Source organism: Prevotella pallens (genome assembly GCF_900454935.1).
Taxonomy (GTDB): domain Bacteria; phylum Bacteroidota; class Bacteroidia; order Bacteroidales; family Bacteroidaceae; genus Prevotella; species Prevotella pallens.
Window position 1 is genome coordinate 16,002 of the sequence record NZ_UGTP01000004.1, and the last position, 12,385, is coordinate 28,386.

The following is a 12,385-nucleotide window of genomic DNA, read 5'->3' on the forward strand; positions in this document are numbered from 1 at the left end:
ATGTGTATCTTTTTTTATTTTGCTATCGTAGTATCGCCAGCCATTTCGGCAGGAGTTGGTGGAGCAATATTGCTATTGTTGGGCATTGTTTCCTGCGTTGGTAGCTCCATTCCGTTCATTTCTTTCTGTGCGCGTTGGAACTTTTCGTAGAAGTCTTTTATGGCTGCGTTGTTCTTAAACACGTCAGGAGCTTTCGCCATAATAAACTCTACCCACGATGGAAGTTGGCTTACTGCATTTGCATATAGGTAGTCGTTCATCCAAATAGGGTAGGCGTTAGGTGTCATATCGTAGGAAACTCGTGTGAGAAAGCCCCACGTAGAGAGTGTGTTATCAAAGTTATTGGTAACGAAAGCCGTGAAAAGCTTATCTATATTGGCATAAACAAGCAGTGCTTTCTTTATTAATCGGGCGTTAGTAGCCTCTTCGTCGTGTCCATTCATTATGGAAACACCTTCTTCATGGTCTATTTCTATGAATTGATTTCGTAGTTGTGTGAACTTCGTCCAGAAGGTATTGAGCTTCTCATTTAGGGGAGTTCCGCTCACACGGAGTAGAGTATTGTCGAGTTTAAGCTGTATATCGCCTTCTTCTAACACTATTGGGAACTGCAAATTCATATCATCCATATAGATTTGAGCTACCTGTACAGAATCGAGAGTACCCTTAAAGGAGAAGTTTCCATGCACTACTTCACATGAATCGAGTGTTATTAGCGAGTCGCCAGAGCCTCCTTTTAAATAGAGTTGCCGTCCATCGAGACTAGAAATGTTTGACGTTCCGTGTATATAATATGACTTAGTGCACGATGTTAGCGCCAATAATATAACGAGAGCGTAAAGTATTTTATTCATAGAATGTATTCTTTTATGTTTCATTCGCTGGTGCGTCTCATTGCTGCGGCGTGTTCAAGCGAGTTCATCATAGTCGATTTGCTTTACTAAAAGTTTATTCATACCGTCTCACAAAAGTACAATGTAATTGTGAAGTAGCGAAAGTTTTTCATTGATTTTAAGACATCTGTAATGTATTTAGGCTTTTTTTTAAGTTCCAGACTGTTGTTCTCTTTTTAGAAGATGGTCTATTCGGTGTATTGTATAGAACTCTATTACAGTGGCAATCAGTAGTATTACCACCCAGTTATGGTACACAATGTTTACGTAAGTGGTATATCCTTCGATGGAATTAACGGCATACGGACGTATAATTCCATATACATCTTCCACCATAAATAGTCCGGCGAGAATGAATCCTATGTCTGCTATCACCATAATTCTACGCAAACGGCGTATAGCAAAGTTCGTTCCAAGGTATTGTTGCCGCATTTGCATAGTGGAAAATCCTATTGCACCAATCAGCATAACAATGCAAGCGATGTCTTGTTTAATGAAGAATGCGTAGAGTCCAGTACCCAATGCCATCATTAAACCGCCGATTGCATAAATTATTGTTTCTATTTTACTTAGTTGTTTCATATATATTTTTGCCTTTAAATGGCTGTTCGTCATCGCTAAGAACGAAGATATCCTCATCGTCTGCTTTCATAAAATAGCGTTCGCGAGCTATTTTTGCAATGGCATCGGGACTTGTATTTAGGTCCTTTAATCGCTGCATATCGCTGTAATATTGCTTTTTATATTTTGCGATATCGGTGTTTAGGTCTTGTATTTCGTAGTAACATTCTATGCTACGACGGAAGCTATTCTCATCGAAAACGCCCACTATAAGTATACCAAGTACTATTACTATTTGGTATCTAAAGCGACTTATAAATGTAAAAACGTGTCCTGTAAACTTGTTCACCTCTTTATTTTAGTTATAGTTTATAGTTTTTTGCAATGCAGTAGCGTAGATAAGCAGTTTGAATGCCATTGTTGCTATTAGCTGCAAAAGTACAGAAAACTTTTTAAAAAAGGCGGAGCGGTGTTGATATTTTATGCTAATTAACAATTAATTCGATATCTCTTCTGTTTCGTTTTCTTACTTTTTATTATCTTTGCAACACCAAAAGAAATAGAAAAATATGGGAGAATACATTGTATCGGCACGTAAATACCGCCCTATGTCGTTTGCTTCTGTAGTGGGACAACAGGCACTTACCACTACGTTAATGAATGCAGTGAAGAGCAAACGACTGGCTCACGCTTATTTGTTTTGTGGTCCGCGTGGAGTAGGAAAGACTACTTGCGCCCGCATTTTTGCCAAAGCCATAAACTGTGAACACCCTACTGAGCAAGGCGAAGCGTGCAACGAGTGTGAGAGTTGTAAAGCTTTTAACGAAGGAAGAAGCTATAATATATTTGAATTAGATGCCGCAAGCAACAATTCTGTTGAGAATATTAAGGCACTAATGGACCAAACTCGCATACCACCACAGGTAGGACGATACAAGGTTTTCATAATAGACGAGGTGCACATGCTATCGTCTGCCGCCTTCAATGCCTTTCTAAAAACGCTGGAAGAACCGCCAGCACACGTCATCTTCATTCTTGCTACTACCGAAAAACATAAAATTCTACCTACAATACTATCGCGTTGCCAAATCTATGACTTCGAACGTATGTCGGTTCCTGGCATTATTGACCACCTAAAAAAGGTTGCAGAGAAGGAAGGAATAGTATACGAGGAGGCGGCATTGAACGTTATTGCCACGAAAGCAGATGGCGGAATGCGTGACGCCCTCTCCATTTTCGACCAGGCAGCAAGCTTCTCTCAGGGCAACATAACCTACCAAAAGGTGATTGAAGACCTGAATGTTTTAGACGCAGACAACTATTTTAACATTGTAGATCTATCGTTAGAGAATAAAGTTCCAGAGATTATGGTGCTTTTAAACAACGTTATAAATAAAGGTTTTGATGGGGGAAACCTTATTAACGGACTAGCTTCGCACGTGCGAGATGTACTAATGGCGAAAGATGCACAGACTCTTTCGCTGCTCGCTACTAGCAACGAACAACGCCAACGCTACCAACAGCAAGCTGCAAAATGCCCTACACAGTTTCTCTATAAGGCATTAGAGATTATGAATAGGTGCGATGTGGAATACCGACAAAGCTCAAACAAGCGTCTCTTAGTGGAACTAACGCTTATACAAGTGGCACAAATTACACAAAAAGAAGACGACTCTCCCGCTTCGGGGCGTAGCCCTAAGCAGTTAAAAACCCTGTTCCGAAATATTATATTAACGGCTCAACCGCAAACAGCATCGCAGGTAGCTGGGGCGAGCCGTAAGCATAATGCACACGAAAAAGAGCAAGATAGTGCTGCAACACACGTTACAGTAGCTACCAAAAATCCCCTCGTAAGTGCGCAATCGCCTGTCTCTGCTATGCCAAAAGTACGGTTAGGTAGTCTTGGAATGTCGTTTGCACAGCTTATGAACGAGGGAAAGAAAGAGGAGAAACACGAAGAAGATGTTGAGATAACCAATAAAGACGAACATCAAAGCTTTACTTGGCAAGAGTTAATAGTGGAATGGAAGGGTATGTGCAACCGTATTGCTAAGATAAATGTGAGTCTTGCACAACGCATGAAGCTTATTAAGCCGCAGATATTGCCCGATGGTAACATTGAAGTAGTGGTAGGAAACAAAATCCTACTCGATGAAATGCAGACCATTCGTGGTAGAATACGTGCTACGATGGCACAGCGTTTACACAACGGACAGATAGATGTGATGTTGCGATTGGCTAAGGCTGAAGAGTTGAAACCTATTCTTACACCGCGCCAAGAACTTGAAAAAATGCAGCAACAGAACCCTTCTATTGCTAAACTTATAGAACAATTGGGACTTCAATTAGAGTAAAACACTACACAAACTACGGGCTTTGGGTTGCTATCTTCCTAAGGCTTACAAATTGTTAGTATAAAAATCATCGATTATGGAAACAGGTATAGAAAATGAAATAGTACACGATGTTGCTTCGTTATTATTAGAAGCCGAGGTTCTTTTTGCTGTTGTTATGGCATGGATAATGGCAATTTTCTTTAGCGCAATGGCTACCCGACCATCGTTTACCAAATGGAAAAATGTGTTAAAAGAACGTTTTTGGCTGTTCGTAGTCTATTTTACACTGTCTGTTATAACTGTTGCTGCCGCATATTGGTCTAGTTTCAACTATCTTTCTTTGGGTGTTGTAGCTGTTTTTCTTATAGTTTTGCTTATTTCATTTCCCCTTTATTTTTTAGTGTTTTTCTTGCGTTTGAGGCGTTGGATAGCCACTAATCCAGATTATGCAATGATAGTTTTCGGTAGGAGAAGGTGGTCTGGAAAACTTCATATTATAGAAATACAAAAGATAGATGGCGTTGTTGGAAAGCAAATGAATATATTTTCTGTTTCGGGCGAATGCTTGGTGCCACCAGGAAAGCATAAAATTAGCTTTGTGGTGTGGGAACGAACATGGATGCCTCGAGGGTATATTTCGCAGAAAATGTTCGACTATGATGTAGAGATAGAACTAAAATCGGGTGGTTTATACGTTGTGCAAGAGCACCCTTCGTTGCCTTCTTTGAATATATCTTTAAGCTGTTTTGCTCCTAATATGCGTGAAATGGCAGAATGAAAACCATAAACAGAGAGTTTGAATGTTACCATTCGAGGTGTTCTACTCGTTGTTTTGGCAAAATAATATCGTAAAAAATAAAGTAATATTACCTTATAAATATGGACGCAAGTACATTCTATTTATGTTTATTTTTGTGGTGGGCATGCTGCTATGTAATAACTTCCTACTTAGTAAACCCATCGCATGTGCGTTGGAACAACCCTATAAAGCAAAGTCGTTTTGTAGTTCTTTCGGCTTTAGCAGTATCTTTTTTAAGCTTTATAGCACATTCTTACGTGTATATAGAGGAATATCAAGCAAAGAATAACATAGAATTTAAATCAATATCCCACTTTTTTTCCTGTCTTACCAACCCACAGTCGAAACCCATTTTCGAGGCAGATTACTTCTTACTGATAGTTGTAATAGTTGTTATTTCTATAATTCCGCTTATCCAACACCTACGTTTAATATGGTGGATAAGTAGACACCCACACTATTCAATACTTACTTTCAAGGTGATACCCGAGATGCCGCCTCGCAAAATATCTATATTCAGCATAGATAATAAGTATTCTTGTGGCGGAAGATACATCTTGTCTTATTATAAATATTTGGTGTTGCCAGGCAAACATAAGTATGAATTCTGGTTAGGAGTACTACGTGGAAGGGGCGTCTATAGGCGTTTGTTCGGCCAAGAAATGGAACTTGATTTGTTGGCAGGCCATCAGTATGTGGTGGAAGAAGACGCTATGGTAGACGAATTCCACGTTTATGATAGTTGTTCAGCCCCCGAAACAGATAACGATATTGTAGAAACACGAAAATGAAATCCATTATGAGTATCAACCCTTTTTGGTTTTTTCTAACTTTCTGGCTACTCCCATTCGTTGTCATCAATATCTTACAAAGTCGCAAAAACTGGCATCTCAACCGGTGGTATAATCCTTTGCGCATAGCCATAACCGAACTAATGGTCTTTGGCGGAGCAGTTATTATAAGCGTAGCCTACTTTCTTTACCTGTATATAACGTCGGAACCGTCTTTGTTTAGTAGCTTTAGCCTTTACATTTTAGTATGTATAGTGGTTGTTTTTGCCAATGCTCTTATAAAGTTTTTGCGGTTAAAACGCTGGATAAACAAGCATTCTAACTATGCAATTCTGGCTTTCGACACTCCAACTTCGTGGATAAAATCCATTCGTTGTCTGCATATTGGAAAGTTAGATGGCGTGAAAGATGCCAAAGGAAAGGCGTTTTTTTACGATAAAAGCACCCTTGTTGTGCCAGGAAAACACGAGTTTTGTTTTGATATACAAAAGCGATCGGGCAAAACTATCGTCCATTTATATTCCGTTTATATGGACTTCAACGTAGCACCAAGTACGATGTACGTTTTAAAAGAAAACGAAGACGCAAAGAAATTATACATTAGTTACAGTTGTTCAGCCCCCGAAACAAATAGCCAACCATAGAGTTATATCCCATTATTTGTACATCAACGTTTTGCAATAACCCTGTATTCGAATTCCAAAAACCCACTTCTTGCATTGCAAAAACTATGCTTTTGCACGCCAAAAACCATACTTTTGCACGCCAAAAACCATGCTTTTGTATGATGAGTATGTAACATACAGAGAATCAATACGTTGCGAACGTTCTGTGAACACCCAACGAACACACCTGAAACGCCCCACGAACGCCCTCGAAACGCCCCACATTCACACTGCGAAAACCATACTATTGCAACACAACAGAATAGGAACGAAAATACATTAGAAGCAATTCTTAGTCTATATTTGTTACTCTTTATGCGATTTTTATCAAAGTTTCGTGATTTATAAAGCTTAAAAGTGTTTTTTAATATAATTTAGATAGTAACCTGATACATATCCGAGTATAATGTCGTACTTTTGCGTAAATATTAAAAGAAAGTAGTAAAACAAAAGAAATTATGGCAGAAGCTATAGATATTCGCGAGCTAAATATACGAATAGAACAGAAGAGTGGATTTGTAACAAACCTAGTTACAGGAATGAATCAGGTAATAGTAGGGCAACAACACCTAATAGATTCCCTGCTGATAGGTCTGCTTAGCGATGGACATATACTCCTTGAGGGTGTACCGGGATTGGCTAAAACCCTTGCAATAAAAACACTTTCGCAACTTATAAATGCCAAATACAGTCGCATACAGTTTACTCCTGACCTTCTTCCAGCCGATGTAGTGGGTACCCAAATATACTCGCAGAAGGAGGAAAAGTTCTTAGTTAAGAAGGGACCAGTATTTGCAAACTTCGTCTTAGCCGATGAAATTAACCGTGCACCAGCTAAAGTTCAGAGTGCATTATTAGAGGCAATGCAAGAACACCAAGTAACTATTGGCGACGAAACCTTCAGTTTGCCAAATCCATTTATGGTGATGGCAACGCAAAACCCTATAGAACAAGAAGGAACATATATGCTTCCAGAAGCTCAGGTAGACCGTTTTATGTTGAAAGTAGTAATAGATTATCCAACAATAGACGAGGAAAAGCGCATTATTCGCGAGAATCTTAGCGAACATTTGCCCACAGCTCCAGCACTAATATCTGCCGACGACATTATCGAAGCACGTAGTGTGGTGCGCGAAGTATATATAGACGAGAAGATAGAACAATATATTGCCGACATTGTTTTTGCCACTCGCTATCCCGAACGTTATGGATTAAGCAAACTAAAACAAATGATAACATTCGGCGGAAGCCCACGTGCCAGCATCAATTTGGCTAAAGCTGCACGTGCGTACGCCTTTATTAAGCGTAGAGGATACGTAGTTCCAGAAGACGTAAGAGCTGTTGCACACGATGTTTTACGCCACCGTATCGGTCTGTCGTACGAGGCAGAGGCAAGCAATACTACCACCGAAGGAATAGTAAGCGATATCATTAACAACATACAAGTGCCATAACGGCAAAAGAAGGATAACAAATGAACGCCACCGAAATACTCAGTAGGGTGAGAAAGATAGAGATTAAGACACGCCGTCTTAGTCAGAACATCTTCGCAGGACAATACCATTCAGCCTTTAAAGGGCGAGGTATGGCCTTCTCAGAGGTGCGCGAATACCAGTACGGCGACGATGTTCGCGACATCGATTGGAACGTTACGGCACGCTTTCATAAACCTTTTGTGAAAGTGTTTGAAGAAGAACGAGAACTCACCGTTATGCTTCTTATAGACGTAAGTGGGTCGTTAGACTTCGGAACAACGCAACGAACAAAAAGAGATATGGCAACCGAAATAGCTGCAACACTCGCTTTTTCAGCCATACAGAATAACGATAAGATAGGCGTAATATTCTTTTCGGACCGCATAGAGAAGTATATAGCACCCAAAAAAGGACGAAAACACATTCTATATATCATACGCGAGATGCTCAATTTTGAGCCCGAAAGCAAAAAAACCGATATTAATGCCGCCTTAGAGTTCCTTACTCGTGTGGTAAAACACACCTGTACGGCATTCGTTTTGAGCGACTTTTATGTGCGATCCGACTTCGAACACGTGCTCCAAATAGCCAATCGGAAACACGATGTAATAGCTGTGCAGGTGTACGATAGGCGTGCTAAGGAACTACCAAACGTAGGATTAATGAAGGTTTGCGATGCTGAAACAGGCCACGAAATGCTTGTTGATACCAGCAGCGCTAAGCTTCGGAATGCCTATAAAGCCAATTGGAACAAGCTACAATGCCAATTGCAAGCTATATTTACAAAGACAAACGTAGACAATATATCTGTTGCAACAAACGATGACTACGTTAAAAAACTAATGATACTGTTTGCTCAACGAAGCTAATGAAGAAGTTTTTAGCAACCATAACCATAGCTCTATTAGCTATAACAGCCACTGCACAAGTGCACGTGAACGCCTCTTTGGATTCAACAAAGATACTTATAGGCGAACGAACCCATTGGAATATCACCGTAGATGCGCCAAAAGGAGCACGAGTGGCATACCAACACTTTGCCGATACCACCAATGTGCCACACGGAATAGAGGTTATGGAACAACGCATAGATACTACGCACAACGGCAATGCGTATACCTTAACATTCAAACGAACGCTTACCGCATGGGACGCTCGGCACTACAACCTGCCAGCTGTTACCATACAGGTAGACGGAAAGAACTATACTACAAACAAACTCGCCTTTAATGTAACGCAAAGTAAGGTAGATACAGCCGCAACAGCACCAGCAAAACCAGCCGATGGGGTGCAAAAACCACCTTTCTTGCTAAGCGAATGGTTGCCCTATATAGCTCTTTGTGTGCTCGCTTTGGTGCTTCTGATAGTAGCATACACCATACATCGCAGGCTGAAAAGCAAGAAACCATTGGCAAAACCACGCCAACAAATGCGCAATTTGCTGCCACACGAGAAGGCTATGCAAGCCATAGAACAGGTGAAAACGCAATATAACAATAGCGAAAATCCCGATCAGAAGGCTTATTACACAGCACTTACCGATGTGTTACGACAGTATTTGGAAGACCGTTTTGGCATAAAAGCGAAGGAAATGACGTCTGCCGACATAGTAGAAACACTTCGACAGAAAAGCAATAACGAAACAAATGCCGAACTAGAACAGGTGTTTGCCACTGCCGACTTGGTGAAATTTGCTAAGTATTCTACACAAAACAACGAAAAGAACTACTACCTTGGAAACGTGGTAGACTATATAGAAGAAACCAAAAACGGCTATCAGCCACCGAAAACGCCACAACCTACCGATACCGAAACGGAGGAAAAGCGCAACCAACGCATACGCAACATACTACGTTGGTGTAAGTATGGTGCCATAATAGCCGCCATAGCGTGTGCCACTATTGCCGTATGGGGCATCGCAGAATTGTTGAATTAAAAAACGTAAAAAGCAAAATGGAATTTGCAAACAAAGAATACTTATTGCTGCTTTTGCTCCTTATACCTTATATAATATGGTATTTCTTGTATCGAAAAAAGAGCGAACCCACAATGAGAATGAGCAATACGTTCACCTTTCAGCACACTCCGAGAAGCTGGAAGGTGCGTTTAGCGCATCTGCCAATGCTTTTACGCTGCGTGGTTTACGCTCTAATAGTTGTGGTTTTGGCTCGTCCGCAAACCAATAACCCCATCGATAACGAACAGGTAGAGGGTATTAACATTATGTTAGCCCTCGATGTATCTGCCAGTATGCTATCCGATGATGTTGAACCCAACCGCATTGAAGCCGCAAAAGCCGTAGCGAGAGAGTTCATTAGCTCGCGTCCAAACGACAATATAGGGCTTACTATCTTTGCAGGAGAGGCATTTACACAGTGCCCAATGACCACCGATCACACCTCGTTGCTTAATCTTTTGGGTGCAGTAAGGGGCGATTTGTCTACAACAGGACTCATTCAAGATGGTACTGCTATAGGTATGGGACTGGCAAATGCCGTTGGACGTCTTAAAAACGTGAAGGGAAAAAGCAAAGTAGTGATACTTTTAACAGACGGAAGCAACAATGTGGGCGACATATCGCCACTAACTGCTGCTGCAATAGCTAAGAAATTTGGTATTCGTGTGTACACCATCGGACTTGGAACAGATGGAAAAGATGCACAAGGACACCTAGTTGGCGATATAGATTACAAGACTTTGCAGAACATTGCCATACAAACCGATGGCGAATTCTACCGTGCACAAAGCAGAAACGAACTCTCTCAGATATACAAAGATATAGATAAGTTAGAGAAAACAAGGCTCGATGCAAAATCGTATGGTAGGCGATACGAAGCCTATATGCCATTTGCTATGTTGGCATTGCTGGTGTTCTTTGTAGAAATAGTGCTGAGAATAACAGTGTTTAAACGCATTCCTTAACAAACAAAATGCGTTCAGAGAAAAAGAAAATATTAGTAGTAAAGTATATGAATAATAGTTCTGAAGAACAATAACAATAGTTCCGAAAAGTAAAAGTGGTACTTTTGCAGACCAAAAAGGGTACTTTTGCAATGCAAAAAGGGTACTTTTACAATGCAAAAAGGGTACTTTTACAATGTAAAAGGGTACTTTTACAATGTAAGAATTATGGTTCCAACGAACAAGAAATATAGAAAGAATGTTCAGATTTGCTAATCCTACATACTTATGGCTACTTTTGCTGATACCATTATTAGCAATAGTCTACCACGTTTGGGCTTTAAAGCGCCGCAAACGTATGGACCGTTTTGGCGATAAAAAACTGCTTCGGCAACTCGTTCCTGGCTATTCTAAATATCGACCATTACTAAAATTCTATGTTATGGAGGTAGCTTTGGCACTCATTGTGGTTATTGTGGCACGTCCGCAGATGGGAACTAAGCTATCGAAAGATAAGCGCGAGGGCATAGAAGCTATGATAGCAATGGACATAAGCAACTCTATGTTAGCCGAAGACGTAGCTCCCTCACGATTAGAACGGAGCAAACGACTGGTAGAAGACCTATTAAACCGTTTCACAAACGATAAAATTGGACTCGTAGTATTTGCTGGTGATGCCTTCGTACAACTACCAATCACGTCCGATTACGTATCAGCGAAAATGTTTTTAGATAACATTAGCCCATCGTTAATAGGCACACAAGGCACCGATATAGGTAAAGCTATCGACCTTTCTATGCATAGTTTCGCACAAAACAGCAAGTTTGGTAAAGCCATTATCATTATAACCGATGGCGAAAATCACGAAGGTGGAGCCGAAGAAATGGCACGAAAGGCACAACAAGCTGGCATACGTGTGTTTGTTCTCGGCATAGGTTCTACACAAGGAGCACCCATTCCAATGGGAAATGGTAGCTATTTGCAAGATAAAAATGGTGGAACTGTAATGACAAAGCTCAACGAAGACATGTGTAAAAAGCTTGCCGAGGCAGGGAAAGGTATGTATATACACGTTGATAACACTACTGGAGCAGAACAAATGCTCGACAACGAGATAGCAAAAATGCAACACGGCGAAATAGAAAGTGTATCATATAGCGACTATGCAGAACAGTTTCCAGCCATAGCAGCTATTGTTTTGCTGTTGCTAATAGCCGAAGCTCTGATAATGGAACGCCAAAATTTGCTGTTCAATCGTATAAATTTGTTTACAAAAAAATAAATGAATAGAAGACTATACATATTGCTTTGTCTAGCTTTTGCCATACTTACAGCAACAGCACAGACCGATAGGCAATACATAAGAAGGGGTAACGCAGCCTTTGCAACCAAAAAATACGGGGTGGCAGAGGTGAATTTTCGCAAAGCTCTTGCCGCTAATGCACACAATGCAATAGCTGCTTACAACTTAGGTTGTGCCATGCAGGCACAGCACAAAGACTCTTTGGCTCTGCAAAACTATACCTTAGCTACGAAAAACGAAACCAATAAGGCACGTCTTTCTAGTGCTTTCCATAATATGGGAACTGTGTATCAGGCTAAGAAAAACTACCAAAAAGCTATAGAAGCATACAAAAACGCACTGCGAAACAACCCACACCATGCCAATGCACGCTACAATTTAACACAGTGTATGCACCTTCTGAAGAAACAACAACAGCAGCAAAAGCAGAACAAACAACAGCAGAAGAACAATAAAAACAATAAAGACAAGAACAAAAATAAAGATAATAATAAGCAAAAGAATAGTCAAAACAAACCGAAACCGGAACAAGGAATGAGCAAAGACAATGCCGAGCAAATGCTAAATGCAGCAATGCAAGAAGAAAAAGCAACGCAAGAACGTCTTAAAAAATATATGCAACAACCCCAAAGTAGGCATTTGGATAAGAATTGGTAACGCT

13 protein-coding genes are annotated in these 12,385 nt (G+C 40.5%); 10 read left to right on the forward strand and 3 right to left on the reverse strand.

Annotation, left to right across the window (positions count from 1 at the left end):
• Positions 1 to 14 precede the first annotated feature (14 nt).
• The 3 genes from DX009_RS11490 to DX009_RS11500 all read right to left on the reverse strand — a co-directional run bounded on the left by DX009_RS11490 (position 15) and on the right by DX009_RS11500 (position 1,803).
• Positions 15 to 854: a DUF4369 domain-containing protein gene (locus tag DX009_RS11490; RefSeq protein WP_040595867.1), complete on the reverse strand. Its 840-nt coding sequence runs from the start codon at positions 852 to 854 to the stop codon at positions 15 to 17.
• A 189-nt stretch (positions 855 to 1,043) separates the two neighbouring features.
• Positions 1,044 to 1,475, reverse strand: coding sequence for a hypothetical protein (locus tag DX009_RS11495; protein WP_115084186.1), 432 nt, complete (start codon positions 1,473 to 1,475; stop codon positions 1,044 to 1,046).
• Positions 1,459 to 1,803 carry an FtsB family cell division protein gene (locus tag DX009_RS11500; protein ID WP_006045933.1) on the reverse strand — a complete coding sequence of 115 codons (345 nt, stop codon included), beginning with the start codon at positions 1,801 to 1,803 and terminating at the stop codon, positions 1,459 to 1,461. Before DX009_RS11500 ends, DX009_RS11495 begins: the two co-directional genes overlap by 17 nt.
• 220 nt (positions 1,804 to 2,023) lie before the next feature.
• On the opposite strand from DX009_RS11500, the gene DX009_RS11505 reads away from it, so the two are divergent.
• The 10 genes from DX009_RS11505 to DX009_RS11550 all read left to right on the forward strand — a co-directional run bounded on the left by DX009_RS11505 (position 2,024) and on the right by DX009_RS11550 (position 12,381).
• Positions 2,024 to 3,808, forward strand: coding sequence for a DNA polymerase III subunit gamma/tau (locus DX009_RS11505; protein WP_115084187.1), 1,785 nt, complete (start codon positions 2,024 to 2,026; stop codon positions 3,806 to 3,808).
• 76 nt (positions 3,809 to 3,884) lie between these two features.
• On the forward strand, positions 3,885 to 4,568 hold the full coding sequence (locus DX009_RS11510; protein WP_006045936.1) for a hypothetical protein: 684 nt from the start codon (positions 3,885 to 3,887) through the stop codon (positions 4,566 to 4,568).
• 101 nt (positions 4,569 to 4,669) lie between these two features.
• On the forward strand, positions 4,670 to 5,380 hold the full coding sequence (locus tag DX009_RS11515) for a hypothetical protein (protein WP_040595758.1): 711 nt from the start codon (positions 4,670 to 4,672) through the stop codon (positions 5,378 to 5,380).
• Positions 5,381 to 5,388: 8 nt separating this feature from the next.
• Positions 5,389 to 6,024: a hypothetical protein gene (locus tag DX009_RS11520; protein WP_112316984.1), complete on the forward strand. Its 636-nt coding sequence runs from the start codon at positions 5,389 to 5,391 to the stop codon at positions 6,022 to 6,024.
• A gap of 479 nt (positions 6,025 to 6,503) precedes the next feature.
• A complete protein-coding gene (locus tag DX009_RS11525) occupies positions 6,504 to 7,499 on the forward strand; it encodes an AAA family ATPase (protein WP_006045940.1) in 996 nt (331 codons plus the stop codon).
• Positions 7,500 to 7,519: 20 nt separating this feature from the next.
• The gene (locus tag DX009_RS11530; RefSeq protein ID WP_006045941.1) at positions 7,520 to 8,389 is read left to right on the forward strand and encodes a DUF58 domain-containing protein; all 870 of its coding nucleotides are present in this window, start codon (positions 7,520 to 7,522) and stop codon (positions 8,387 to 8,389) included.
• Complete coding sequence (locus DX009_RS11535) at positions 8,389 to 9,456, forward strand: BatD family protein (RefSeq protein ID WP_115084188.1); 1,068 nt, start codon at positions 8,389 to 8,391, stop codon at positions 9,454 to 9,456. The genes DX009_RS11530 and DX009_RS11535 overlap by 1 nt, the downstream gene beginning before the upstream one ends.
• Positions 9,457 to 9,473: 17 nt before the next feature.
• Positions 9,474 to 10,442 carry a vWA domain-containing protein gene (locus DX009_RS11540; RefSeq protein ID WP_040595869.1) on the forward strand — a complete coding sequence of 323 codons (969 nt, stop codon included), beginning with the start codon at positions 9,474 to 9,476 and terminating at the stop codon, positions 10,440 to 10,442.
• A 238-nt stretch (positions 10,443 to 10,680) separates the two neighbouring features.
• Entirely contained in the window at positions 10,681 to 11,703 is a 1,023-nt protein-coding gene (locus tag DX009_RS11545) for a VWA domain-containing protein (RefSeq protein ID WP_115084189.1), read from the forward strand.
• Positions 11,704 to 12,381, forward strand: a complete 678-nt coding sequence (locus DX009_RS11550; protein WP_006045945.1) for a tetratricopeptide repeat protein — start codon at positions 11,704 to 11,706, stop codon at positions 12,379 to 12,381.
• The last annotated feature ends 4 nt before the right edge of the window (positions 12,382 to 12,385 follow it).

Coding starts and splice junctions, on each gene's coding strand:
- DX009_RS11490 (WP_040595867.1), bottom strand. CDS start 854: ATGAATAAAATACTTTACGCTCTCGTTATATTATTGGCGCTAACATCG.
- DX009_RS11495 (WP_115084186.1), bottom strand. CDS start 1,475: ATGAAACAACTAAGTAAAATAGAAACAATAATTTATGCAATCGGCGGT.
- DX009_RS11505 (WP_115084187.1), top strand. CDS start 2,024: ATGGGAGAATACATTGTATCGGCACGTAAATACCGCCCTATGTCGTTT.
- DX009_RS11510 (WP_006045936.1), top strand. CDS start 3,885: ATGGAAACAGGTATAGAAAATGAAATAGTACACGATGTTGCTTCGTTA.
- DX009_RS11515 (WP_040595758.1), top strand. CDS start 4,670: ATGGACGCAAGTACATTCTATTTATGTTTATTTTTGTGGTGGGCATGC.
- DX009_RS11520 (WP_112316984.1), top strand. CDS start 5,389: ATGAGTATCAACCCTTTTTGGTTTTTTCTAACTTTCTGGCTACTCCCA.
- DX009_RS11525 (WP_006045940.1), top strand. CDS start 6,504: ATGGCAGAAGCTATAGATATTCGCGAGCTAAATATACGAATAGAACAG.
- DX009_RS11530 (WP_006045941.1), top strand. CDS start 7,520: ATGAACGCCACCGAAATACTCAGTAGGGTGAGAAAGATAGAGATTAAG.
- DX009_RS11535 (WP_115084188.1), top strand. CDS start 8,389: ATGAAGAAGTTTTTAGCAACCATAACCATAGCTCTATTAGCTATAACA.
- DX009_RS11540 (WP_040595869.1), top strand. CDS start 9,474: ATGGAATTTGCAAACAAAGAATACTTATTGCTGCTTTTGCTCCTTATA.
- DX009_RS11545 (WP_115084189.1), top strand. CDS start 10,681: ATGTTCAGATTTGCTAATCCTACATACTTATGGCTACTTTTGCTGATA.
- DX009_RS11550 (WP_006045945.1), top strand. CDS start 11,704: ATGAATAGAAGACTATACATATTGCTTTGTCTAGCTTTTGCCATACTT.